Origin of the sequence: Mesorhizobium sp. M1252, from assembly GCF_040318265.1 — a bacterium.
In the GTDB taxonomy this organism is placed as follows: Bacteria; Pseudomonadota; Alphaproteobacteria; order Rhizobiales; family Rhizobiaceae; genus Mesorhizobium.
This window is the reverse complement of sequence record NZ_JAMYLX010000002.1, coordinates 537,117-562,633: the sequence shown is the minus strand read 5'-3', so window position 1 is coordinate 562,633 and position 25,517 is coordinate 537,117. Positions and strand designations below refer to the sequence as shown.

The 25,517-nt window shown below is 64.4% G+C and carries 20 protein-coding genes; 14 read left to right on the top strand and 6 right to left on the bottom strand.

Annotated features, from left to right (window positions below; all coding sequences use genetic code 11):
- Positions 1-49: 49 nt before the first annotated feature.
- The gene (gene pncA, locus NKH22_RS06130; RefSeq protein WP_023683560.1) at positions 50-664 is read right to left on the bottom strand and encodes a bifunctional nicotinamidase/pyrazinamidase; all 615 of its coding nucleotides are present in this window, start codon (positions 662-664) and stop codon (positions 50-52) included.
- Positions 665-945: 281 nt separating this feature from the next.
- Between pncA and NKH22_RS06125 the strand changes: the two genes are divergently transcribed.
- The 6 genes from NKH22_RS06125 to NKH22_RS06100 are packed head-to-tail and all read left to right on the top strand — an operon-like array spanning position 946 to position 8,241.
- On the top strand, positions 946-1,809 hold the full coding sequence (locus NKH22_RS06125; protein ID WP_023683559.1) for an FAD binding domain-containing protein: 864 nt from the start codon (positions 946-948) through the stop codon (positions 1,807-1,809).
- 11 nt (positions 1,810-1,820) lie between these two features.
- Positions 1,821-4,784: a molybdopterin-dependent oxidoreductase gene (locus NKH22_RS06120; RefSeq protein ID WP_352909163.1), complete on the top strand. Its 2,964-nt coding sequence runs from the start codon at positions 1,821-1,823 to the stop codon at positions 4,782-4,784.
- Entirely contained in the window at positions 4,781-6,322 is a 1,542-nt protein-coding gene (locus NKH22_RS06115) for a 6-hydroxynicotinate reductase (RefSeq protein WP_352909161.1), read from the top strand. Before NKH22_RS06120 ends, NKH22_RS06115 begins: the two co-directional genes overlap by 4 nt.
- Positions 6,322-7,206 carry a UPF0280 family protein gene (locus NKH22_RS06110; protein ID WP_352655546.1) on the top strand — a complete coding sequence of 295 codons (885 nt, stop codon included), beginning with the start codon at positions 6,322-6,324 and terminating at the stop codon, positions 7,204-7,206. The genes NKH22_RS06115 and NKH22_RS06110 overlap by 1 nt, the downstream gene beginning before the upstream one ends.
- On the top strand, positions 7,199-7,783 hold the full coding sequence (locus tag NKH22_RS06105; protein ID WP_352909159.1) for an amino acid synthesis family protein: 585 nt from the start codon (positions 7,199-7,201) through the stop codon (positions 7,781-7,783). The genes NKH22_RS06110 and NKH22_RS06105 overlap by 8 nt, the downstream gene beginning before the upstream one ends.
- On the top strand, positions 7,780-8,241 hold the full coding sequence (locus NKH22_RS06100) for a MarR family winged helix-turn-helix transcriptional regulator (protein WP_023671294.1): 462 nt from the start codon (positions 7,780-7,782) through the stop codon (positions 8,239-8,241). Before NKH22_RS06105 ends, NKH22_RS06100 begins: the two co-directional genes overlap by 4 nt.
- A 1-nt stretch (position 8,242) precedes the next feature.
- Here the strand turns inward: NKH22_RS06100 and NKH22_RS06095 are convergent, their stop codons facing one another.
- Positions 8,243-9,358, bottom strand: coding sequence for an aminomethyl transferase family protein (locus NKH22_RS06095; RefSeq protein WP_352909158.1), 1,116 nt, complete (start codon positions 9,356-9,358; stop codon positions 8,243-8,245).
- 70 nt (positions 9,359-9,428) lie between these two features.
- On the bottom strand, positions 9,429-10,199 hold the full coding sequence (locus tag NKH22_RS06090) for an ABC transporter substrate-binding protein (protein WP_023755444.1): 771 nt from the start codon (positions 10,197-10,199) through the stop codon (positions 9,429-9,431).
- 254 nt (positions 10,200-10,453) lie between these two features.
- Here NKH22_RS06090 and NKH22_RS06085 point away from each other — a divergent pair, with 254 nt between their 5' ends.
- The gene (locus tag NKH22_RS06085) at positions 10,454-11,344 is read left to right on the top strand and encodes an SGNH/GDSL hydrolase family protein (RefSeq protein WP_023689203.1); all 891 of its coding nucleotides are present in this window, start codon (positions 10,454-10,456) and stop codon (positions 11,342-11,344) included.
- A gap of 22 nt (positions 11,345-11,366) precedes the next feature.
- Here NKH22_RS06085 and NKH22_RS06080 read toward each other — a convergent pair whose 3' ends face one another.
- Positions 11,367-13,049 (bottom strand): hydantoinase B/oxoprolinase family protein, encoded by a 1,683-nt coding sequence (locus NKH22_RS06080; RefSeq protein ID WP_352909156.1) that lies wholly within the window; start codon positions 13,047-13,049, stop codon positions 11,367-11,369.
- A gap of 1 nt (position 13,050) precedes the next feature.
- Positions 13,051-15,135: a hydantoinase/oxoprolinase family protein gene (locus NKH22_RS06075; RefSeq protein ID WP_352909154.1), complete on the bottom strand. Its 2,085-nt coding sequence runs from the start codon at positions 15,133-15,135 to the stop codon at positions 13,051-13,053.
- A 221-nt stretch (positions 15,136-15,356) separates the two neighbouring features.
- On the opposite strand from NKH22_RS06075, the gene NKH22_RS06070 reads away from it, so the two are divergent.
- From NKH22_RS06070 to NKH22_RS06050, 5 genes are all read left to right on the top strand, one after another.
- Positions 15,357-16,184, top strand: coding sequence for a ferredoxin--NADP reductase (locus tag NKH22_RS06070; RefSeq protein ID WP_023823935.1), 828 nt, complete (start codon positions 15,357-15,359; stop codon positions 16,182-16,184).
- Between the two features lie 218 nt (positions 16,185-16,402).
- Entirely contained in the window at positions 16,403-17,452 is a 1,050-nt protein-coding gene (gene deoC, locus NKH22_RS06065; protein WP_023689207.1) for a deoxyribose-phosphate aldolase, read from the top strand.
- Between the two features lie 225 nt (positions 17,453-17,677).
- The gene (locus NKH22_RS06060) at positions 17,678-20,050 is read left to right on the top strand and encodes an aldehyde dehydrogenase family protein (RefSeq protein WP_352909151.1); all 2,373 of its coding nucleotides are present in this window, start codon (positions 17,678-17,680) and stop codon (positions 20,048-20,050) included.
- A gap of 292 nt (positions 20,051-20,342) precedes the next feature.
- Positions 20,343-21,074 (top strand): SDR family oxidoreductase, encoded by a 732-nt coding sequence (locus NKH22_RS06055; protein WP_023689209.1) that lies wholly within the window; start codon positions 20,343-20,345, stop codon positions 21,072-21,074.
- Positions 21,075-21,220: 146 nt separating this feature from the next.
- Complete coding sequence (locus NKH22_RS06050; RefSeq protein ID WP_023689210.1) at positions 21,221-22,066, top strand: fumarylacetoacetate hydrolase family protein; 846 nt, start codon at positions 21,221-21,223, stop codon at positions 22,064-22,066.
- An 81-nt stretch (positions 22,067-22,147) separates the two neighbouring features.
- On the opposite strand, the gene NKH22_RS06045 is transcribed toward NKH22_RS06050, so the two are convergent.
- Positions 22,148-23,167 carry an LLM class flavin-dependent oxidoreductase gene (locus NKH22_RS06045; protein ID WP_023819742.1) on the bottom strand — a complete coding sequence of 340 codons (1,020 nt, stop codon included), beginning with the start codon at positions 23,165-23,167 and terminating at the stop codon, positions 22,148-22,150.
- Between the two features lie 340 nt (positions 23,168-23,507).
- Between NKH22_RS06045 and msuE the strand changes: the two genes are divergently transcribed.
- Both msuE and NKH22_RS06035 read left to right on the top strand, forming a co-directional pair.
- Complete coding sequence (gene msuE, locus NKH22_RS06040; RefSeq protein WP_023683545.1) at positions 23,508-24,065, top strand: FMN reductase; 558 nt, start codon at positions 23,508-23,510, stop codon at positions 24,063-24,065.
- A gap of 55 nt (positions 24,066-24,120) precedes the next feature.
- Entirely contained in the window at positions 24,121-25,497 is a 1,377-nt protein-coding gene (locus tag NKH22_RS06035) for an LLM class flavin-dependent oxidoreductase (protein WP_023700424.1), read from the top strand.
- Positions 25,498-25,517: the final 20 nt, after the last annotated feature.

The window sequence follows — 25,517 nt, the reverse complement described above, 5'->3', positions numbered from 1 at the left end:
GAAAGCCTTCCCCAACTGTGTGCAGCCCCCTCGATGCGTCACGATCCAGTCACTCCGAGATCGGGTCTTCGAGCTTCACCCCGGCATCGCGCATCCTCTTCAGCATCGCCTCGACCGAACCGTTTAGATCGATGCCGCGGCACGCGTCGAGCCGCACCGTCGTCTTGAAGCCTTGCTTGACCGCGTCGAGGGCCGAAAAGGCAACGCAGAAGTCGGTCGCCAGGCCAACCAGGGTCACACTGTCGATGCTGCGCTCCTTGAGGTAGCCGGCGAGCCCCGTCGGCGTCTTGTGGTCGTTCTCGAAGAAGGCGGAGTAGCTGTCGATATCAGGGCGAAATCCCTTGCGGATCACCAGCTCGGCCTTGGTCCAGGCGAGCCCCGAGTGAAAATCCGAGCCGAGGCTGCCCTGGATGCAATGGTCCGGCCACAGCGTCTGCGGCCCATAGGGCATCTCGATCGCGCTAAAGGGCTGCGCCCCCGGATGGCTGGAGGCAAAGCTCGAATGTCCGGCCGGGTGCCAGTCCTGCGTCAGCACGACATGCTCGGCATGCCGAATCAGATCGTTGACCAGCGGCACGATTTCGTCGCCGCCGGCAACCGCCAGTGCGCCGCCGGGGCAGAAGTCGTTTTGCAGGTCGATGACAACAAGCGCTTCGTCGGCCATGGCGCCTCTCCTCTTCTACGTCTCGAACGGGGGATCGAGTGAAATACGCCGCTGATGCGACCGGATGCTGAAACTTGACCGGATGGCCGCCTGCGTCAACCTCTGCAAGCGTAAGAAATGCTTGGCGGCCGGGTTCCCTTAAACTCCGGCTTTGACAATTTCCGCCAGCTTGATATCATTTGCATACGAATGAATTTGGCCTGATCAGACACTGGCGGGTTCGGGAAGTCCCCACCTTTGAAGGCCCCAATGGGAAGGCCGATTTTTTTGGAAGGCAAAGCGTGATCCGTTACGCGAAACCCACCACGCTCGACGAGGCGCTCGCTCTGCTGGGCGAGGGCGCCTGGCGCGTGCTTGCCGGCGGCACCGATTTCTATCCAGCGCAGGGCGCCAAACCGTTCCGCGACAATGTTCTCGATATTAACGGCCTGCACTCGCTGCGCGGCATTGCCGAGACCGAAACCCATTGGGTTTTGGGCGCCCGCACCACCTGGACCGACCTTGTCCGCCATCCATTGCCGGCGGCTTTCGATGCGCTGAAGCAGGCCGCGCGCGAAGTGGGCTCCCTGCAGATCCAGAATGTCGCCTCGATCGCCGGCAATCTCTGCAATGCTTCGCCTGCCGCCGATGGCGTTCCGGGACTGCTGGTGCTGGACGCCGAGGTCGAGCTGCGCTCTGCAGCCGGGACGCGTCATCTGCCGCTGCAGGAGTTCATTCTCGGCAACCGCCGCACCGCGCTGCTACCGGGCGAGCTGGTTACCGCCATCCGGGTGCCGAAGCCCAGGGCCACCGGCACGTCGGCCTTCGTCAAGCTCGGTGCGCGGCGCTACCTCGTCATCTCCATCGCCATGGTGGCGGCGCGCCTCGTTGCCGAGGATGGCATGGTCATGGAAGCCGCTGTCGCGGTCGGGTCCTGCTCGGCCGTGGCCAAGCGGCTCGCCGCTGTCGAAGCCGTGCTGGTGGGCAAGCCTGTCGGCCCGGCACTCGCCGATGCGCTCCTGTCCGCGCCGATGGCCGAGCTCTCGCCGATTGCCGACGTGCGCGGCAGCGCCGAATACCGGCTCGACGCAGCGCGCGAGCTTGTCGCCCGCGCCGTGCTGAGGGCTTGCGGACTGACGAACGACAACAGCATGGTGGCGGCATGAGCCACTCCGAGATGATTGAAGCCCTGCCCGACCTCGTGCCGGGCGTCGGCCTCGATCGCGCCGAGATCGCCTTCGCCGTCAATGGCGCCGCCGTCTCGGTCAATGTGCCGCCGCTGCGCCGTCTGTCGCAGGTTTTGCGCGACGAATTGCAGCTGACGGGCACCAAGGTTGGCTGCGATGCCGGCGATTGCGGCGCCTGCACGGTGCTGGTCGACGGCGACGCCGTCTGCGCCTGCCTGATGCCGGCGGCCTCCGCAGCCGGGACGTCCGTAACGACCGTCGAAGGCCTCGCCAATGGCCGGCTCTCGGCTCTGCAGGCGTCCTTCCTGGCACATGGCGCCGCGCAATGCGGCATCTGCACGCCGGCGCTGCTGGTCGCGGCAACGGCGCTGGTGGATGGCACGCCGAATCCGACCGAGACCGAGGTGCAGGATGCGCTGGGTGGCATCCTGTGCCGTTGCACCGGGTACAGAAAGATCATTGCGGCAGTGATGGATGCGGGACGGTTCGAGACGTCGACCGACGGCGCTGCCCCTCATCCGCCTGCCGGCACCTTCACCCCGTATAGTGACGGGGAGAAGGGAAGTGCTCCAGCGCCGACGCTCCCCTCTCCCCGTTCTTCACGGGAAGAGGGTAAGGGTGAGGGGCAGCGCCAACGTCATTCGTTGGAATTCAACTTTGAACGTAGAATGCCAACCACAGGGAATGCTGTAGGCGCCTCCCCGGTCCGGCTCGACGGCGTGCCAAAAGTCACCGGCGCTGAAAAATTCGGCGCCGATGCCTTTCCCGCCGATGCGCTGGCCGTGCTGGTGGTCCGCTCGCCGCATTATCATGCCGGCTTCGCCTTCGGCGACCTGGAGGGCTGGGTGAAGTCGCATCCCGGCATCGCCGGCGTCTTCACCGCCGCCGACATTCCGGGAAAAAACTGTTTCGGCGTCATCGGTCCGTTTGCCGACCAGCCGGCGCTGGCCGAAGGCTTTGCGCGGCTGCGCGGCGAGGCAGTGGCGCTGGTCGCCGGCGAGCGCGAGGCCATGCTCGATCTCGACCTCCAGGATTTCCCGGTCCGCTGGACCGAGCTGCCGCATTTTCTGCAGCCCGGCGACGCGCAGGCAGAAGGGGCGGCGCTCATCCACGCGAACCGCCCGGCCAATTTGTTGACCAAGGGCTTTGTCGAGCGCGGCGACCCCGAGGCGGCGCTTGGCGAGGCTGCCTTCACAGTGTCCGGTGCCATCGACACCTCCTATGTCGAGCACGCCTATATCGAGCCGGAAGCCGGCCATGCCTACATGGACGGCGACACGCTGGTCGTCGTCGCCTGCACCCAGGCCCCCTACATGGATCGCGACGAAACGGCGAAGGTGCTCGGTCTTGCCGTCGACAAGGTGCGCATCGTGCCGACCGCGACCGGCGGCGGCTTCGGCTCGAAACTGGACGTTTCACTGCAGCCGCTCATCGGCCTTGTGGCACTGAAAACCGGCCGGCCGGCGGCGCTTGCCTACACCCGCACCGAATCGATGATGTCGACCACCAAGCGCCACCCCGCCGAGATGAAGGCGACGATCGGCACTGACGCCGAGGGCCATGTCACCGGCATGATCTTTTCCGGCGATTTCAACACCGGCGCCTATGCCAGCTGGGGCCCGACCGTCGCCAACCGCGTGCCGGTGCATGCCTCCGGTCCCTATGCGACGCCGAATTACCGCGCCGAAGGCCGCGCCATCCACACCCACGGGCCGATTTCCGGCGCCTTCCGCGGCTTCGGCGTGCCGCAGGCGACGATCATGCAGGAGACGCTCTATGATGAGCTCGCCGGCAAGCTGGGCATGGACCGGCTCGATTTTCGGCTGAAGAACTGCCTTCGGAACGGATCCGAAACGGTTACCGGACAGCGACTGGAGTCGGGCGTCGGCATATTCGAGTGCCTCGACTCCTTGCGGCCGCATTGGGCTCGCGCGAAGGCCGACGCAGATACATTCAACAATGCCAATACGAGCAAAAAGCGCGGCGTCGGCATCGCGTCCTGCTGGTATGGCTGCGGCAACACCTCGCTGCCCAATCCGTCGACCATCCGGGTCGGTATCTCGCCAGAGGGGGAGGTCATCCTGCATCAGGGCGCCGTCGATATCGGCCAGGGCTCCAACACCGTCATTGCCCAGATCTGCGCCGACGCACTTGACCTGCCGCTGGAAAAATTCAAGCTGAGAAGCGCCGACACCGCGATCAGCCCGGACGCCGGCAAAACATCGGCCTCGCGCCAGACTTTTGTCACCGGCAAGGCGGCCGAAAAAGCCGGCCGCGCCTTGCGCGAAAAGATCCTGCGCTTTGCCAATGTCTCGGAGAACGCGGCCCTGCAATTGGACGGTCCGGTGATCGTCATTCGTGAGGGCGAAGCCACTCGGCGTATCGATCTCGCCGCGCTCGATGTCGATGCGGACAGTTTCGTCTTTCGCGCTGAGGAGACCTACGATCCGCCGACGCTGCCGCTCGATGCCAAGGGCCAGGGCAAGCCTTACGCCGTCTACGGCTATGGCGCGCAGATCGCCGAACTCGAGGTCGACCTCAAGCTCGGCACGGTGAAGCTCTTGAAAATCACCGCCGCGCACGATGTCGGCAAGGCTATCAACCCGCTGCTGGTCGAAGGCCAGATCGAAGGCGGCATCGCGCAAGGCATCGGCATGGCGCTGATGGAGGAATACATCCCCGGCCGCACCGAGAATTTGCACGACTATCTCATCCCGACCATCGGCGATGTGCCTGAGATCGAGCACATATTGATCGAGGTTCCCGATCCGGAGGGACCGTTCGGCGCCAAGGGCCTGGGCGAGCATGTGCTGATCCCGACCGCACCCGCCATCCTCAACGCCATACGCCACGCCACCGGCGTTCTCATCACCAAGGTTCCGGCGACGCCGACGCGCATCCGCGCCGCCATCCGCGAAAAAGATGGCATCGACGACAAGGAGGCACGCCGATGAGCGAGCTTGCCGAACGCTTCGAAACCCACGATCCCGGCGAAAAGCTGGTGGCGGAAAAGATCCGCTGCGATGCCTGTCCGGTCATGTGCTACATCGCCGATGGCCGCACCGGGGCCTGCGACCGCTACGGCAATGTCGGTGGCCGCATCGTGCGTATGGACCCGCTGACCATCCTCGACCATGCGGCAGAGAGCGGCGCCGCGGTCGTGCCTTTCACTGCCGAGGGCGAGCAATGGGACGGCGAACTGGTCAACACCGGCCGCCGCTTCGTCACTGCAATCGGCGCCGGCACCACCTATCCCGACTACAAGCCGGCTCCCTTCATCGTCAGCCAGGAGGTCGAGGGGGTCGATCTGGTGACCGTGGTCACCGAAGGCATTTTTTCGTACTGCGGCGTCAAGGTGAAGATCGATACCGACCGCCATCTCGGTCCCGAAACGGCAATCGTGCGCGCGCAAGGCGAGCCGATCGGCCACGTCACGACAGGCGAATACGGCTCGCAGATGCTGTCGCTCGGCGGAGTGCATCATTTGACCGGTGGCTCCAAGGCCGAAGGCCGGGCAACCTGTGACGCGATGCTCAGTCTGTGCAATCGCAAGCCGGTCGAACTGACCATCGATGGCGGCGCCACCATCACCGTCGAAGCCGGCAAACCACCCGTCATCGACGGCAAGCAGGAACACCGCATGCGGGTCGGCTGCGGCTCGGCCACCATCGGCATGTTCGCCACGCAATGGCGCGGCCTTGTCGACGAGGTGGTGGTGGTCGACGACCATATCACCGGCGTCGTCTCCGAGCATCAGGCCGGCAAGGTGCTGGGCTGGCAGGATACCGGCATCAAGATCATCGGCCGCCGTTCGACGCCGGGCCGCTATTTCAAGGTTTCCGAGCCCGGCCTCGGCTGGGGCGGCACCTCGATTTCCGACCCGCTGTCGATCCTCGGCGAATGGAACGCCAAGAAGGGCGCCCGGCCCGGCCTGTCGCTGCTGATGGTGTCGACCACCGGCGAGCAGTTCGCCTATTACGAGCTCGACGACGAGTTGAAGCCGGTGGAAAAACCGTTCCCCGAGCGGCTGCAGAAATCGGTCGGCCTGATCGAGGACAATTGCGAGCCGGCGCTCTGCACCGTGCTGTTCATCGGCGGCGCCGGCGGTTCGCTGCGCGCCGGCGTCACCGAAAACCCGGTCAATCTCACCCGCTCGGTGCAGGGCTTGAAGACCTATGTTACCGTTGGCGGCGCGCCGGTCTATGTCTGGCCGGGGGGCGGCATCACGCTGATGGTCGACGTCATGCGCGTGCCGGAAGGCGCCTTCGGCTATGTGCCGACGCCGGCGCTGGTGGCGCCGATCGAATTCACGCTACGCCGCGACGACTATGTCCGGCTGGGCGGCTACGAGGCCGAGATACGCAGCGTCGAGGATATCGTTGCCAAAGGCGGCGAATATCTCAACCCGCGCCGCGGCTCAGGCGCCGAGGCCCACAATCCATGGCCGCCGCTGGCGCAGTTGCGCCGCGCCGGCTCGAACGGGGCCTCTTGATGCAAGGCCCGCAAGTCCACTGGCTGCAGGACGGCAAGCGGCTGCACCTCAACCACGGGCCGATCGACCTGATCGTCGAGGCCTTTGGTGAGGCGGCTGAGTGTCGTGCCGCCTACGATCAGGCGATCGAGCGCTTCCAGACGATCCTGATCGAATTGGTCGAGGAGCTTCCCGAATTGCGGCTGCCGGCATTTTTCCTGGCGCCGCGCACCTTCGCCGGCCCGACCGCGCGGCGCATGGAAGCAGCCGTCATGCCGTTGGCGGAATGCTTCATCACGCCGATGGCCGCCGTCGCGGGATCGGTAGCCGACGAAATGCTCTCGGCATTGCTTGCCGGTCGCAAGCTCGACCGGGCCTATGTCAACAATGGCGGCGACAGCGCCCTCCATATCGGCAAGGGCCAGTCGATGAACCTGGCGATCGCCGGCACCGGCAACGGCATGGCCGACCGCCTCACCATTCGCTCGGCGGACGGCGTGCGCGGCGTCGCCACCAGCGGCTGGCGCGGCCGTTCGTTCTCGCTTGGCATTGCCGACGCCGTCACCGTGCTGGCCCGCACCGGCGCCGAGGCCGATGCGGCGGCGACGCTCATTGCCAACGCCGTCGACCTGCCCGGCAATCCCGCCATCAAGCGCATTCCCGCGCACGACTTGGCGCCCGACAGCGATCTCGGCGCGCGGCTGGTGACACAAGCCGTCGGCATGCTCGCGCGTGGCGATGTGGAGCGGGCGCTGGACAATGGCCTTGCCGTCGCCGAAGATTTTCGCCGGCGCGGCCTGATTGCCGCATCGGCGCTGTTTCTAGGCGGGGAAGCGCGCATCAGTGGTTCCATGGCGCTTGCCGCGCCCAACAAAAATCCAGGGAAGGAAGTTGCCCATGCCTGAGTTTCCGATCCGCAAGATTGCGGTTCTGACCGAAGACATTTTTCACGATGGCGGCCCGGCCGCAGCTGTGCCGCGCCGCCGCGCGGCGGCCGTGGCGCTGGTGAAGAACCCGTTCGCCGGCCGCTACGTCGAAGAATTGCAGAGCGCTATGGACGATCTGAAGCCGCTTGGCCTGCTGCTCACCGACAAGCTCATTGCCGCATTGGGCGGCGACATCAAGCAGATCGACGCCTACGGCAAGGGCACCATTGTCGGTTCGTCAGGGGAGCTGGAGCACGGCGCGCTCTGGCATGTGCCGGGCGGTTATGCCATGCGCGAGCGGCTGGGCGACGCCAAGGCCATCGTGCCGTCGGCAACCAAGGTCGGGGCGTTCGGCTCGCGGCTCGACGTGCCGCTCGGCCACACCAACGCTGCCTATGTCCGCAGCCATTTCGACGCCATGGAGGTCGGCCTCAGCGACGGGCCGCGTGCCGACGAAATCCTGTTTTGCCTCGCCATGAGCTGCGGCCCGCGCGTGCACGACCGCATGGGCGGCCTGGCTGCAGGCGACATCAAGGCCTGGGATGGCCTGCGATGAGCGGCGGTGACAATCTTCTCAAGCTGGTCGAGGCCGAAGAGCCCGACGAACATGATTACCGCCTGCAGGAGCAGGTCGGCTTCATCCTGCGCAAGGCGCATCAGCGCCATGTCTCGATCTTTGCCGCCCAGATCAGCGACCTGACGCCGCCGCAATTTGCTGCACTTGCCAAGCTGCACGATGTCGGCGAGACCTCGCAGAACCAGTTGGGCACGCTGATCGCCATGGACGCGGCGACGGTCAAGGGCGTCATCGACCGGCTGAAAGCGCGAGGCCTGGTAGACCTGACCAAGCACGAGGTCGACAAGAGGCGGCTGCTGGTCAACCTCACGCCAGAGGGACGCGAGGCGATCGAACGGCTGATCCCGTTGGCCCGCGCCATCACCCAGGAGACACTGGCGCCGCTGACGGCCAAGGAAGCGGCCACGTTTATGCGGCTGCTAGCGAAGTTAGCCTGATTTAGGCCCGCAGCCGAGCGCCTTCAGGATCGAAGAATGGCATCGGCGCCACCACCGCGCGGGTCGGCTTGCCGTCAATGTCGATGCTGAGTTCGGTCCCAATGGCGGTGAACGGCAGCCGCAAATGCGCCGTCGCCAGAACTTTGCCTAAGGAATAGCCGTGATCGCTGTAGGTGACGACGCCGGCATCCTCGCCGTCGGCGAAAACCCTGGCATCCGTCGCGGCCGGCTTGTCACCGTCGAGAATCAGCCCGGTCCAGCGTTCGTCGAGCCCCTTGTCGCGAATTGTGAGCAATGCCTCGCGGCCGATGAACTCGCTCTTGTCGAACTTGATCCAGCGATCGAGCCCGACATGGAAGGGCGTACGGCTCTCGTCCATGTCGATGCCATGCGCCGGATAGGCCTTTTCCAGCCCGAGCGTGAACATGGCCAGCACGCCGTATGGCTTCAGGCCGAAATCGCTACCGGTCCGCATCAGCGCGTCCCAGACGGAAGTGGCCTCGTCCGCCGGCACGAACAGTTCGAAGCCGAGCTCGCCGGTCACCCCGGTGCGTGAGATCAGGACTTTGGTCTCGCCGACGCGCCCTGAAGTGAACGCCCAGCGTTTCAACTCATCGAGATCGGCATCCGACACTATCGCTTTCAGCAGCTCGCGTGAGCGCGGCCCCTGTATCGTCGGAAAGGCGACGGCCGCCGTAATGTCGGTGACATAGGCCTTTCGCGCTTCAGCATGATGTTGCAGCCAGGGCAGCATCTTCAGCCGGTTGACCGAGCCGGTCACCAGCATGAAATGCTCAGGCGCCAGCCGGAACACGGTGAGGTCGTCCATGATGCCGCCATCGTCGCGGCAGACGGTGGAATAGCGCACCTGGCCAGGCTTCATCGCGGCGGCATCGTTGACGATGATGTGGTTGACCAGCGCCTCGGCTTCCGCCCCCTTGATGTCCATCTTGCCCATGGTGCTGAGATCCTGCACGCCGACATTCTTGCGCGTGTTCAGGTGCTCGTCGGCAATGCCGGAGTAAGTTTTGGCCGAGACGAAATCGCCGCCGACCCTGCCCATCGTCGCGCCCAGGCCGACAATGCTGTTGTAGAAAGGGGAGCGCCGCTCAACCAAGGAACTTCTCCGTCATCTCATGAAAACGGCAGCGCCTGATGGCGCTGCCGAGGTAGGAGCGGTGAATGGGTTAACTTCCGTACACGTCGAACGAGAAGTATTTGTCGTTGATTTCCTTGTACTTGCCGTTGGCACGCAGGGCGTCGATGGCGGCATTGAACTTGTCGGCCAGTTCCTTGTTGCCCTTTTGCAGGGCGATGCCGACGCCGGGTCCATGAATGGCCGGATCGGCGGTCAGCGTGCCGAGCAATTTGCAGCAGGCGCCATCGGGCTTCTTCAGCCATTCGGTCAGGATGATCGAGCCGTCCATCATCGCGTCGAGCCGGCCATTGGCCATGTCGGTGCGGGCGTCGTCGCCGGTCGGATAGGCTTTCACGGTCGAGCCGGAGTATTTCTGCTCGGCGAAATTCTGGTGGATGGTTGCGCTCTGCACGCCCAGCACCTTGCCCTTCAGATCGTCCGGCGATGTGCCGGCGATGGTCGAATCCTTCGGCACGGCGATGGCCGGCGGCGTCTGGTAATATTTGTGGGTGAACTCGACCTTCTCGGCCCGTTCCGGCGTGATGGTGATGTTGATGATGGCGTCGAACTTGCCGGCCTGCAGCGCCGGAATGGAACCATCGAAATCCTGTACGGAGAATTCGCACTCGGCCTTCATCTCGGCACACAGCGCCTTGCCGAGGTCGATGTCGAAGCCGCCCAGCGTGCCGTCCGAATTGGCATAGTTGAAGGGCGGATAGGCGCCCTCGGTCCCGATCCTGAGTTTCTCGGCGGAGGCAGCACCGGTCCCAAGCAGCAGGGCGGCGGAAGCGGCAAGCACGAAACGACCGAAAAGACGCATGTTCCTGATCTCCGTTGACTAAGCAATTCCAGGGAAGGTGTTGGCGGTTTCCCGTCCGGAATTGCGCGAAAACAAGGATAGAAGTCTATGGTCTTTTGCAGGCCCCACGGAGACGGAAACGACATGCTCTGCGGCGATCACGGCGCGGCAAGCCGTCCTTCCCCAGGAATCTTACTGTGATCTAAATTACAGACCGATCATGGACATGGGCGCATGCTCAGCTGGAAGTAGACGGTCGTGGGAGGGACCTGGGGATGGACCAGCAGGAATTCGTGCAGGAAGCCGCGCAACGCCGCATCGACGACGACATCGCCAAACGCATCAGGGTTCACCAAGCCAACATCGAGCGGCTCGAAACCGCAAGGGAAAGCGCCGGCAATCTCGAGGCGGCCGTCGCCAACCGGCCGCTGGTGATGCTGGCGCAGGGCGATTCCTGGTTCGACTATCCGCTCACCGGCAACGGCTTTCCGTTCGTCGACACCGACGTGATCGCGCAGCTGCGCCGCATCGGCTCGATGCCGCCGACCATCCTCAACCTTGCCCATCATGGCGATGCGGCGACCGACGAGATGTCGCTGCCCAAGCAGCAGCGCATGATCGCCGCCCTGCGCAACAAGGCCAACTGGCTGGACGGCAAGCCCGATGCCATCCTGTTCTCTGCCGGTGGCAACGACATTGCCGGCGACCAGTTCTGCATCTTCCTCGACTTCAATGACGGCCACGCCCCCGGGCTGAACAAGAACCGCTTCACCAAGGCGCTCGGCATGGTCGAGGCCTGCTATCTCGATTTGTTCGCGCTGCGCGACCGCGTCGCGCCAGGCGTGCCGATCTTTGGCCATTGCTATGATTTTCCGATCCCGAACGGAGCGCATCCGTCCTGTGTCGGCCCGTGGCTGAAACCGTCGCTCGATTTCTGCAACTGGACGGTCGCCAAGGGCACGGTCATCGTTCACGACGCGCTGGCGGCGTTCCGCGATGTGGTGAAGCGCCTGGCCGACGATCCCAACAACAATTTCCATCTGGTCGACACGCAGGGAACGTTGAAGGTGGCCGACTGGGCCAACGAACTGCATCCCGATCCCGCCGGCTTCAAGAAGATCGCGCAAAAATTCGCCGATGCGCTGAAGGCTAAGCTGCAGACCTGACGCGGCTCGGGCCTGTCGGCTGTCAGGTTCCGAACAGCTCTTTGGCTTGTTCAACGGTGTAGTAACCAAGCCTGATGTCTTCGGCGACCAGTTTCGGGTCGCGCTCACGCGGATCACCATAGCCGCCGCCCCCGGGCGTGCCGACCCTCACGCGGTCGCCGGCCTTGAGCGCGATGTCCTGTTCCTTGGACAGATGCGGCGGCACATGTGCCTCGCCGTCGCGGAACACGGTCACCGTGTTCACCGCGCCGTCCTTGCCGCCGAGCGCGCCTTGCGGGCCGAAACGGCCATGGTCCATGACGAAGGACGCGCGCGCCTCTCCTCGCAATATCTCGACCTCATAGGCGAGGCCAAAACCGCCGCGCTGCTTGCCGGCGCCGCCGGAGCCTTCGCGCAAGGCATAGTGGCGGTAGAGAACCGGAAAGGCCTGCTCCATGATCTCGACCGGCGGCGATTTCGAAATGCCGATGGTCGAGCAGCCATTGGTCAGGCCGTCATGGCCGGAATTGCCGCCATAGCCGCCGCCGGAGATCTGATACATCACATAGTCGCGGCCGCGCGCCGGATCGTTGCCGCCCAGCGCGAAATTGCCGCTGGAGCCAGCGGGCGCGGCCGTCACCTTTTCCGGCAGCGCCTGCACCATCGCCGCGAACACCGCCTCGGCGATGCGCTGCGAGACTTCAGCCGCACAGCCGGAGACGGGACGCGGGTATTTGGCGTCGAGGAACGTGCCTTCCGGCCGCTTGACGATCAGGGGCTCGAAAGCGCCGGCGCTGATCGGCACATCAGGGAAAATATGGCGCATGGCGAGATAGACCGACGACAATGTCGTCGCCAGCACGCTGTTCATCGGCCCCGCGCATGGTTTTGACGAGCCGGTAAAATCGAAGGTCAGCGTGTCGCCCTGCTTCTCGACGGCGAGCGCGATGGTCAGCGGTTCGTTGACCACGCCGTCCGAGTCGACAAAGGCCTTCGAACTGTATGTGCCGTCGGGAATGGCGGAGATGTCGGCGCGCATCTGCTCGGCGGCGCGGCGACGCAGTTCGGCGATCGCCCCGACGACGGTTTCGTCCCCGTAACGATCGAGGATTCCATTGAGCCGGTCCTGACCGATCAGCAGTGCCGCGGCTTGCGCCCTTATATCGCCGATGCGCTGGTCGGCGACGCGGATGTTGGAGCAGATGATGGCGTAGATTTCGGTGTCGAGCACGCCCTTCTTGAACAGCTTGACCGGCGGCAGCCGCAGGCCTTCCTGCTCGACGGCTGTGGCGGAGGCGGAGAAGCCGCCCGGCACCGAGCCACCGATATCGGGCCAGTGGCCGGTATTCGATAGCCAGCAAAATATCTTGCCGTCGCGGTAGACTGGCATGGCGAAGCGCACGTCCATGAGATGCGTGCCGCCGAGATAGGGATCGTTGACGATATAGATGTCGCCCGGCTCAGGCGGCAGGCAACGGCCGTCGGCGATCATCTCGATCACCGTTTTGGTCGAATACTGCATGACGCCGACGAACACCGGCAGGCCCTGGCTGCCTTGTGCGATCAGCGAGCCGTCGACGGCCGAGTAGATGCCGTCGGAGCGGTCATTGGCTTCGGCGATGACAGGCGAGAAGGCCGCGCGGGAGAAAGTGAGATCCATCTCGTCGCAGACCTGCTGGAGGGCAGCCTGCAGGACCGAAAGCGTGATGGCGTCGAGCTTTTGCATCTCAGGCCTCGCCGATATCGATGATGATGTTGCCGTCGGCGTCCGATCTTGCGCGGTCGCCGGGTTCGAGCACGGTGGTGGCGTCCATCTGTTCGAGGATCGCCGGCCCTTCGATGACGGCATCGGGCGGCAGCTTTTCGCGTGCGTATATCGGCGTATCGTGCCAGCGTCCTGCGTACCAGACAGGCCTTGTTTCGCGCAGCGCCTCGTCTAGCGTCTTTGTACGTCCGGCCGGGTCGATCAGCCGTGACAGGTCGATCGCCGGCCGCACGCCCGTCACCGACGTGTTGAGGTTGACCAGATTGGCGCGGATCTCCGGCAGCTCGACCTTGAAGCGGGCGAAATAGGCTTTTTCGAACAGCGCCTGCAACTCCTGCCTTGTCACCGATGAAGACGGCAACGGCACGTTGATGATGTGGGTCTGGCCGACGAACTGCATGTCGGCGGAATGGGTGACGCGGATCGTTTCCGGCTTCACCGCTTCCTTGCCGATCAGTTCCTCGCCTTCCCAGCGGTGACGTTCCAGCACCTCGCGAAGCCTGGCTTCATCGAGCCCGGCGACCGGCTGGTTGATGGTGTTGACGAAGTCATGACGCAGATCGGCGACGACGCAGCCGAGCGCGTTGGTGATGCCCGGACGGGCCGGCACCAGCACACGGGGCAGGCCGAGTTCGCGCGCCAGGGCGGAGGCATGCAACGGCCCGGCGCCGCCGAAGGCGAACAGCGCGAAATCACGCGGATCATGGCCGCGCGACACCGAGACCATGCGGATGGCGCCGGCCATCTTCATGTTGCCCAGGCGCAGCACCGCGCCCGCCGCTTCGACGCCGGAGAGGCCGGTGGCCTTGCCTATTCTGTCTTCGAAAATGCCGGTGACCCGCTCGACGGTGACCGGATTTTCGACCCCCAGCAGCTTTTTCGGCGCCAGCCGGCCCAGCACCAGATTGGCGTCGGTGATGGTCGGCTCGGCTCCACCACGACCGTAGCAGATCGGGCCGGGATTGGCGCCGGCACTTTCCGGGCCGATCTGGATCAGCCCGGCGGCATCGACCCGGGCGATGGAGCCGCCGCCGGCACCGACCGTATGCACCGCCACCATCGGCACGTGGATCGGCATCGCATATTCGATCTCGATCTCGTTGGAGACCGCCGGCTCGGCGTTGCGGATCAGCGCCACATCGGTCGAGGTGCCGCCCATGTCGTAGGTGACGAGGTTTTCAAAGCCGGCGCGCTTGCCCGTATAGGCGGCGGCGATGACGCCGGAGGCCGGGCCGGACATCACGGTCTTGGCCGACTCGCGCGTGACGAAACGGGCCGAGATCATGCCGCCATTGCCGTTCATGATCAGGAAGTCGCGGGCATAGCCCTTGTCAGCCAATTCCTTGCGCAGCCGCTCGACATAACGCTCGAGGATCGGCTGCACCGAGGCGTTGACCGCGGCGGTCACCCCGCGCTCGAATTCGCGGGCTTCCGACAGCAGCGCATGGCCAGTCGTGATGTAGCCGTTCGGCCAAAGCTCGGCGGCGATTTCGGCCCCGCGCCGCTCATGTCCAGGATTGGCGTAGGAATGCAGGAAATGGATGACGAGGGACTCGCAGCCGGCCGCGATCAGCGTCTTCACGGCGTCGCGCATCTCGGCCTCGTCGAGCGGCGTGCGCACCGCGCCCGACGCCTCGACGCGCTCCGAAACTTCCAGCCTGAGATCACGCGGGATGATCGGAACGAAGCTTCCGGTCATGCCATAGGGCTGCGGCCGTGTGCGGCGGCCAAGCTCGATCACGTCGCGAAAACCGCGCGTGGTGATCATGCCGGTTTTCGCCAGCCTGCGTTCCAGCACCGCATTGGTGGTGGTGGTCGTGCCATGCACGATGAGGTCGATGCCGTCTATGGCAAAGCCTGTGGCGCCCAGCGCTGAAACCACGCCGAACGCCTGATTGTCGACCGTCGTCGGCGTCTTGGCGATATGCACCTTTCCGCCATCTTTGCCGTCGATCAAAATGAGGTCGGTGAAGGTTCCGCCGACATCGATGCCGGCAACGACGTCGCCTGCGGAATCCGGCTGCTTCACCGAAAAATTCTCTTTCATTGTCGAAACCCGAAATGCCAGGACTATGAATATGCCGCAGTTTGGAATGCTGTTTTAGTGTGGTATCTTGACACAAATATCGTTTGTATACTAATAAATTTGGGACACAAGAGCTTACTGCTTTGGAGTGTGTGAACGGCACGCCGGGACCTGAAGGGTCTGGGCGCGCAGGAAACGGTTTGGCGCCCGCGTAGTGGCTTGGGCAAGACAGAGTTGGATTGATGAACACCACATCCGCACTCAACACCGCCGGCGCCCGTCCGCTGCAGTTCCCGATTCCGGCCAATGTCTATGCCGAAACCGTCGTCTCGGTGAAGCATTACACCGACCGCCTGTTCTCGTTCCGCATCACCCGCCCGCAGTCGTTGCGCTTCCGCTCCGGCGAGTTCGTCATGATCGGTCTGCCCAATGCCGAAAAGCCGGTGTACCGCGCCTATTCGGTCGCCAGCCCGGCCTGGGACGAGGAGCTGGAATTCTTCTCGATCAAGGTGCCGGATGGTCCGCTGACCTCCGAACTGCAGAAGATCCAGGTCGGCGACACCGTCATCATGCGCCAAAAGTCGACCGGCACGCTGGTTGTCGACGCGCTGACCCCGGCAAAGCGCCTGTTCATGATCTCGACCGGCACCGGCATTGCGCCCTTCGCCAGCCTTCTGCGCGACCCCGATACCTACGAAAAATTCGATCAGGTCATCCTGACCCACACCTGCCGCGACAATGCCGAACTGACCTATGGCCAGGAACTGGTGGCCGCGCTCGAGAACGATCCCCTGATCGGCGAACTGACCGGCGGCCGCGTCACCCTCTACAATTCGACGACCCGCGAAGAATCGGCGTGCATGGGCCGCATCACGGCGCTGATCGGCTCGGGCAAGTTCTACGCCGACCTCGGCATCGAGAAGCTCAATCCGGAGACGGACCGCATCATGATCTGCGGCTCGATGCATATGCTGAAGGACGTCAAGGAAATGGCCGAAAGCCTCGGCTTCCATGAGGGCTCGCTCAGCCATCCCTCGACCTTCGTCGTCGAGCGCGCTTTCGTCGGCTGACATCAGCAGGCGCCTCGGCGCCTGCTTCTCGATTGGAATTTTGACCATGCGGTCAAAATTCAGCTGCTTTCGCCGCCTTTTTCCGCTATGACCGCTTGAAGGACTCGTGAAGCGATGCTTCACGGGCTATCTTCGGTGTGCGTCGCCTAAAGCCGCCGTGCGGTCCGGGAGCAACGACACGCACCACGACGTAAAATCGTCGAGCGAAAGGGCAGGAGATGAGCAGCACAATCCGCGAAGCCGATCTCGGCGGGTCCAAGGTCACGCCGCTGCCGGCGCGTGCCGCAGCCAACACGCCCGTTCCGCAATCGCATGGCATCGCCCGCAACACCGGCATGCGGCTCGATCTCGGCTTCATGGAATCGGTGCGCTCGGTCAATCGCTCGGCGCTGGAGCGCCGCGTCGCCAGCCTGACCAAGCGTCGTTCGATCAAGGCCGACAACCAGGCGGCATGGCTGCTGCGCGCCGTCTCCTGCATGGATTTGACGACGCTGAATTCCAACGACACCGAAGAGCGCGTCCGCCGCCTGTGCGCCAAGGCGATCAACCCGTTCCGCCGCGACATCGTCGAGGGGCTTGGCATCGAGGGCGAAAAAATCCGCCCGGCGGCGGTCTGCGTCTATCATCCCTTCGTCGCGACGGCTGTTGATGCCGTGCGCGGCACCGGCATCCATGTCGCCGCCGTCTCCACCGCTTTCCCGCACGGCCTTGCGCCGCTGTCGACCCGCCTGCAGGAGATCGAGGCTTCGGTGCGCGACGGCGCCGACGAGATCGATGTCGTCATCCCGCGCGGCTTGGTCTTCGGCGCCAAATGGCAGGAGCTCTACAACGAGATCGTCTCGATGCGCGAAGCCTGCGGTGATGCGCATCTCAAGGTTATCCTCGGCACCGGCGACCTCGCCACGCTGCGAAATGTCATGCTGGCCTCGATGGTGGCGATGATGGCGGGCGCCGATTTCATCAAGACCTCGACCGGCAAGGAAAGCGTCAACGCCACGCTGCCCGTCGGCCTCGCCATGGTGCGCGCCATCCGAGCCTATTTCGAGGAGACCGGCTTTCTCATCGGCTTCAAGCCGGCCGGCGGCATCTCTACAGCCAAGGCTTCGCTCGACTGGCTGGTGCTGATGAAGGAGGAGCTCGGCCGGCCATGGCTGGAGCCAGACCTGTTCCGCTTCGGCGCCTCGAGCCTGCTGACCGATATCGAGCGCCAGCTCGAGCATCATCTGACCGGGCATTATTCGGCCAACCACCGCCATGCGATGGCGTGAGGCGGAGAAGGCCTTGAACGTCGAGTTCCTTCGCGCCTCCCTCTGTCCTGCCGGACATCTCCCCCACTTGGGGGGAGTTTGGCTAACGTCGGCGATTTCGCCAATTGTCGACGTTTCAGAGCCGACAGGCGCGAAGGCTAATCTCCCTCCTTGTGGGGGAGATGTCCGGCAGGACAGAGGGGGGCGCCACAGAGCGCCTGCCAGGACGATTATCTGGAGCGCGTCATGAACATTCTCGAACGCTATCACGCCATGGAATACGGCCCGGCGCCGGAAGCCCGCACCGAGGCCGATGCCTGGCTTGCCGGACGCGATTTCGGCAAGGCGCTGTTCATCGACGGCGGCTGGAAGGCAGGAGGCGGCGGCAAGACCTTCGAGACCAGCGAACCCTCATCCGGCAAGCTGCTGGCCAAGATCTCCGATGCCGGCGCCGCCGATATCGACGCAGCCGTCGCCGCAGCCACCAAGGCCTTACCGAAATGGTCGGCATCCTCGGGCTACCAGCGCGCAAAAGTGCTCTATGCCATCGGCCGCGCCATGCAGCGCCATCAGCGGCTGTTCGCGGTGTTGGAATCCATCGACAACGGCAAGCCGATCCGCGAAAGCCGCGACATCGACGTGCCGCTGGCCATCCGCCATTTCATCCATCATGCCGGATGGGCGCAGGCGCTGGACAAGGATTTCCCCGGCCACAAGGGTGTCGGTGTCGTCGGCCAGATCATTCCGTGGAATTTCCCGCTGCTGATGCTGGCCTGGAAGATCGCGCCGGCCCTCGCCGCCGGCTGCACAGTGGTGCTGAAGCCGGCCGAATTCACCCCGCTCACGGCCATCCTGTTCGCCGAGATCTGCGAGCGGGCCGGCGTGCCGAAGGGCGTCGTCAACGTCGTCCAGGGCGGGCCGGAAGCGGGCGTCGCCATCGTCAACCATCCCGGCATCCAGAAGATCGCCTTCACCGGCTCTTCGGAGGTCGGCAAGATCATCAGGAAAGCCACGGCCGGATCGGGCAAGAAACTGTCTCTGGAGCTCGGCGGCAAGTCGGCCTTCATCGTCTTCGAGGACGCCGATCTCGACAGCGCCGTCGAAGGACTGGTCGACGGCATCTGGTTCAACCAGGGCCAGGTCTGCTGCGCCGGGTCACGGCTTCTGGTGCAGGAAGGCATTGCCGATGCCTTGATCGCCAAGGTCAAGGTCAGGATGAGCCGGCTTCGCGTCGGCAGCCCGCTCGACAAGAACACCGATATCGGCCCCCTAGTCGACGCCACACAGCTCGACCGCGTCAAGGGCCTGGTCGCAGAAGGCGCCAGACAGGGCGCCGTCTGCTGGCAGCCCGATGCGGTGCTGCCGTCTTCCGGCTACTACCATCTGCCGACGCTCGCCACGGGTGTTTCGCCGGCAAATATATTGGCGCAGGAAGAGGTGTTCGGCCCGGTTCTGGCCACCATGACCTTCCGCAACACTGAGGAAGCGATCGAGCTTGCCAACAACACGCGCTATGGGCTGGCCGCCTCGGTGTGGAGCGAAAACATCAACCTCGCGCTGCATGTCGCGCCGCAGCTGAAGGCCGGCGTCGTCTGGGTCAACGGCACCAACATGTTCGACGCCGCCTGCGGCTTCGGCGGCTATCGCGAAAGCGGCTTTGGCCGCGAAGGCGGCCGGGAGGGCATGTTCGAATATCTCTCTGCAAAGCTGCCGCTCGGCCCGGTGATCAAGCCGGCGACGTCATCGGCGCAACCGGTCGAGCAATCTGACGGCGGCGCCATCGACCGCACGGCAAAGCTTTTCATCGGCGGCAAGCAGGTTCGGCCTGACGGCAACTACTCGCTCGCCGTCGCCACCGCCAAGGGCAAGCTAGCTGGCGAAGTCGGTCTCGGCAGCCGCAAGGACATCCGCGACGCCGTTGCCGCCGCCCGCGCCTGCAAGGCCTGGCCGGAAGCGACCGCCTACAACCGTTCCCAGGTGCTCTACTACCTCGCCGAAAATCTGTCCGGCCGCACCGGCGAGTTCGCCGCCCGCCTCACCGAACTGACCGGCGCCAACGCCAAGGCCGCGCGGGAGGAAGTAGAACAGTCCATCGAGCGGCTCTTCCTCTATGCCGGCCTTGCCGACAAATTCGAGGGCAGGGTGCATCAGCCGCCGGCCCGCGCCGTCACGCTGGCGCTGCACGAGCCGGTCGGCGTCGTCGGCATCGTCGCCCAGGACAGCGCGCCGCTGCTCGGGTTCATCTCGCTGATGGCGCCTGCGCTTGCCATGGGCAACACCGTGGTCGCCGTGCCGTCGGAAAAATACCCGCTGCTCGCCACCGATCTCTACCAGGTGATCGAATATTCCGACGTTCCGGCCGGCGCCATCAACATCGTCACCGGCCGCACGGCGGAGCTTGCCGGCGTGCTGGCCAAGCATGACGATGTCGACGGGCTCTGGCTGTTTGCCGATGCCGACACCTGCGCCAAGGCGGAGGCCGATTCCATCGGCAATCTCAAGCGCGTCTGGACCGGCAACGGCCGCAGCCTCGACTGGGCGTCCGACGAGGCCGCCGGCGATGCCCTGCTGCGCCGCGCCGTCGAAGTGAAGAACGTCTGGGTGCCATACGGCGACTAATGCCGCCTGAAACGCGCTGTGCTTGAGCGAACCATGGCAACGTGACTCGTTGCCCGGTTGTCATACATGTTGTTGCATCAGAGCAAGCGATGTGCATTACATCGGCCGTCGCGAAGGTGATCGCGTTCGGGCTTGACGCCCGAACGTGTGTTCTTTAACCAGAAAAAACATTTGTTATTTTGGACTGATGGATTGTGCAGGCCGCATAGTCGCGCCTGTCTGGCACAGGACGCCCCGGTCAGCCGGCATTAAATCGGGCCGAGAAGTGGCCAAAGAGGGCGAGGAGAAACGCATGGCGGATCTGGCAGGCAAGGTCGTTGTCGTCACGGCGGCGGCGCAAGGCATCGGCAGGGCGAGCGCATTGGCCTTCGCCAAGGCAGGCGCCGTCGTGCACGCCACCGACATCAACGAGGCGCTGCTGGCCGAACTCGCCAAGACCTCCGGCATCAAGACCCGCAAGCTCGACGTCCTCAACGATGATGCCGTCACGTCGGGCTTCGCCGAAATCGGCCGCGTCGACGTGCTGTTCAACTGCGCCGGCTTCGTTCATTCCGGGTCCATCCTCGAGATGAAGGATGCCGATCTCGACTTCGCCTTCAACCTCAATGTCCGCGCCATGATCCGCACCATTCGGGCGGTACTGCCCGGCATGCTGGAGCGCGGCGATGGCTCGATCATCAACATGTCGTCCGTCGCCGGCGCCGGCAAGGGCGTGCCCAACCGCTTCGCCTATGGCGTCTCCAAGGCGGCCGTGATCGGTCTCACCAAGGCGGTTGCCGCGGACTATGTCGCCAAGGGCATTCGCTGCAACGCCATCTGCCCCGGCACCGTCGAGAGCCCGTCGCTGCAGGACCGCATGCATGCGCAGGGCGATTACGACGCGGCCCGCGCAGCCTTCATTGCCCGCCAGCCGATGGGCCGTCTCGGCACGCCCGAGGAAATCGCCGATCTTGCGGTTTATCTGGCCGGTGCCACGTACACCTCAGGGCAGGCCTATAATATCGACGGCGGCTGGTCGATCTGAGCAATAGCCTTGATCCGCAGGTCCAGGCTCGAACAGTTCTAAAGTCCGGCTTGCCCCAGGTCGGGTCCGATAGCCAGAGTCCGCCCAGTCATCGCTTGGCGGAGCGAGTTTTGAAAACGGCCTTGGGCCACAATTTGGAGAGCAAGATGAAACTGCTGCGCTATGGCGAGATAGGGAGCGAACGCCCCGGCCTGCTCGATGCGGATGGAACGATCCGCGATCTTTCGGGTCATGTCACCGACATTGCCGGCAAGGCGCTCGATCCGGCGTCGCTCGAGACATTGTCGAAGCTCGATCCGAACTCGCTGCCGGCGGTTTCCGGCAAGCCGCGCCTCGGCGCCTGCGTCGCAGGCACGGGCAAGTTCATCTGCATCGGCCTGAATTATTCCGACCATGCCGCCGAAACCGGCGCCACCGTGCCGCCGGAGCCGATCATCTTCATGAAGGCGAGCTCGGCCATTGTCGGCCCCGACGATGATGTGCTGATCCCGCGCGGTTCGGAAAAGACCGACTGGGAGGTTGAACTCGCCGTAGTCATCGGCAGAAAAGCCAAATACGTCAGCGAAGCCGAGGCGCTGGATTATGTCGCCGGCTATGCCGTTGCCCATGACGTGTCCGAGCGCGCCTTCCAGGCCGAGCGCCAGGGCCAGTGGACCAAGGGCAAGAGCTGCGACACGTTCGGTCCGACCGGGCCGTGGCTTGTCACCAAGGACGAGGTTGCCGATCCGCAGAACCTCAAAATGTGGCTGACGGTCAACGGCAAGACGATGCAGAACGGCTCGACCAGGACCATGGTCTACGGCGTCGCCTATCTCGTTTCCTATCTCAGCCAGTTCATGTCGCTGCATCCTGGCGACATCATCTCCACCGGCACCCCGCCCGGCGTTGGGCTGGGCATGAAGCCGCCCGTGTTCCTGAAGCCCGGCGATGTGGTGGAACTGGGCATCGAGGGGCTAGGCCAGCAGAAGCAGACCTTCAAGGCGGATGCCTAGCCGCCTCTTCCCTTAGAGCGTCTCACCGTTTGCCGGCGAAACGGTCTATCTCTTTGTTTGCCGGGCGGCTGGCGCCTCTTGTCAGCGCCAGCCCAGAGCCGGCGCGACGTGCTTCAGGATCGCCTCGATGACGTGGGCGTTGTACTCGACGCCGAGCTGGTTGGGGACGGTCAGAAGCAGCGTGTCGGCCTCGGCGATCGCTTCATCCTCTTTCAGCTGCTTGACCAGCACATCGGGCTCGGCGGCATAGGAGCGGCCGAAGACGGCAAGCTTCTCAGGCTCGATATAGCCGAAATGATCTTCGCTGCTGCCGCCGCCGAAATAGGCGCGGTCGCGGTCGTTCACCAGCGCAAAGATGCTGCGGCTGACCGACACGCGCGGCTCGCGTGTGTGGCCGGCCGCCTTCCACGCCGCGCGATAGGCGCGGATCTGTTCGGCCTGCTGGATGTGGAGCGGCTGGCCGCCCTCATCGAACTTCAGCGTCGAACTTTGCAGGTTCATGCCGAGCTTGCCCGCCCATTCGGCGGTGGCGTTGGTAGCGGCGCCCCACCAGATCCGATCGCGCAGGCCGGCCGAGAACGGCTCGAGCCGCAGCATTCCCGGAGGATTGGGGAACATCGGCCGCGGATTGGGTTGCGCGAAACCTTCGCCGCGCAGCACGTCCAGAAACACCTCGGCATGGTTGCGCGCCATGTCGGCATCGCTTTTGCCGTCCTGCGGCACGTAGCCGAAGTAGCGCCAGCCGTCGATCACCTGCTCCGGCGAACCGCGGCTGATGCCAAGCTGCAGCCGGCCACCGGCGATCAGGTCGGCAGCACCCGCATCCTCGGCCATATACAGCGGATTCTCATAGCGCATGTCGATGACGGCGGTGCCGATCTCGATGCGGCTGGTGCGGGCGCCGACCGCGGCCAGAAGCGGAAACGGCGAAGCGAGCTGGCGGGCAAAATGATGGACGCGGAAATAGGCGCCGTCCGCGCCCAGCTCCTCGGCGGCGACGGCCATGTCGATCGACTGCAGCAGCGCGTCGGACGCCGAGCGCGTCTGCGATTGCGACGAGGGCGACCAATGGCCGAAGGAAAGAAAGCCGATCTTTTTCATGCGCGCATCCTGTTCTTTGATTCCAGTTGCCTACTTCGTCGCCCACGCGATCGGGTTCAATCGACACTCACACAACGCAGTGTCAATGCCGCCGGCCCTTGACGGTTTCGCGACGATACCCATCGGTGCGCAAAGGACCAAGGCCATGGTCCCCGGCGATGCCTTGCGCGACCGCGTCAGCATCTGCCGCGGCGCTTTTGGGGCCAAATGAACCAACCAAAGGCGATGTACCGCAAACTCCATTCGCTTCAGAGCCCGGTTTTGAAATCTTCACGCTCATTTAATTCTACAAAATCGGTAGGCTTAATGCGGATAGTGCGTTTGCGAGAAGGAGCCTCGGATGTCAAAAAAGCTGGTGGTGGGGTTGTCCGGCAACCTGACCCGTCCGTCCAAGACGAAGGCATTCGTCAGCCACATCGCCGGTGAGGTGGCGAGCCGGGCCGGCTCGGCTTTGAGCGTTTTCGACATCGAGGATCTCGGCCCGTCCTTTGCGCCTGCAAGACAGCTTGGCGATCTCGATCCGGCGGCGCGCGGTATTATCGAGCAGCTGCTCGGCGCCGACGTGCTGGTGGTCGGCTCCCCGACCTTCAAGGGCAGCTACACCGGGCTGTTCAAGCACTTCTTCGACCTGCTCGACCCGTCGTCGCTGCGCGGCAAGCCGATCATCCTGGCGGCAACAGGCGGCGGCGAGCGTCATTCGCTTGTCGTCGAACACCAGTTGCGGCCGTTGTTCGGCTTCTTCGAGGCGCAGACCCTGCCGACCGCGATCTACGCCTCGGACAAGGACTTTGCAGATGGCGTGCTGGTGTCAGAGGCAGTCAAGGCGCGAGCCCGGCAGGCGGTCGCCGAGGCATGCCGGGTGGCCGGCGTGCCCTACAGCGTCGTCCTTGCCGCCTGAAACCACGATCCGCGACGCAATATTCCATCCCGCATAGACCAGAAGGACGCCTGCAATGACTCGAGCCAGCAAGTCCGATAGCAGGCCGCGGCAGATCAAGCTCGGCGCTTTCCTGCCCGGCGGCGGGCAGCATATCGCCGCCTGGCGTCATCCCGATGCGCCGGCCGACGGCGCCACCAATTTCGAGTTCCACAAGAAGCTGGCGCTGACCGCCGAGCGCGGCCTGTTCGACGCCTATTTCCTGGCCGACAACCTGACCGTCGGCCTCGGCGCCCGCGAGGGCGGCAACGCCAAGATCGCCGGCTTCGAGCCGGTGACGCTGTTTGCGGCGCTGGCGCCGCTGACGACGCATCTCGGCTTCATCGCAACGGCGTCCACCACTTATGAGGAGCCTTACACGCTGGCGCGCAAATTCGCTTCGCTCGACCTGTTGTCGAACGGCCGCGCCGGCTGGAACGTGGTGACCTCGGCCGGCGACGAAACGGCACGCAATTTCAACCGCGACGTCCAGCCCAGCCATGCCGAGCGCTATGCCAGGGCGCATGAGCATGTCGAGACGGTCAAGGCGCTGTGGGACAGCTGGGAGGATGACGCCTTCATCCGCGACAAGCAGTCGGGCCGTTTCTACGACAAGGACAGATTGCACGACATCGACCACAAGGGCGAGCATTTCAGCGTCAAGGGTCCGCTCAACGTGCCGCGCCCGGTGCAAGGACATCCGGTTGTCGTACAAGCGGGGCAGTCGGAAGACGGCCGTGGGCTTGCCGCGCACTCGGCCGAGGTCATCTTCACGGCCCATCAGAAGCTCGAGACGGCGCAGGAATTCTACCGCGACATCAAGGCGCGCGTGGCTGAAGTCGGCCGCGATCCCGACCAGGTGCTGATCATGCCGGGCGTCGCGCCCTTCGTCGGCCGCACCGAGGACGAGGCCCGTGCCAAATACCAACAGCTTAACGACCTTATCCTGCCCGAGGACGGTGTCGCCCTGCTCAACGGGCTGGCCGGCCAGACGCTCGACATCAGGGGCTATCCGCTCGACGGCCCGTTGCCGCCGAGCAAGGAAACCGAAGGCATGAAAAGCCGCCAGGCGCTGATCCGGCAGATTGCCGACGAGCACAATTTCAGCATCCGCCAGCTTTACCAATGGGTAGCGACGGCGCGCGGCCACTACACCATCGTCGGCAGCGTCACGCAGGTCGCCGATCAGCTGGAGGAATGGTTCACCAGCGAGGCGGCCGACGGCTTCAACATCCTGCCGCCCTGGCTGCCCGGCGCGCTCGACGATTTCGTCGACCTGGTCATTCCCGAGCTGCAGCGGCGCGGCCTGTTCCGCACGGCTTACGAAGGCCGCACGCTGCGCGAGAATCTCGGTCTCAGGCGCCCGGAAAATCCATGGACCGTCGCCCGCTCGACCGTCCTTGCCGCCGAATGACCTTGGCATCGAAGGGGTGA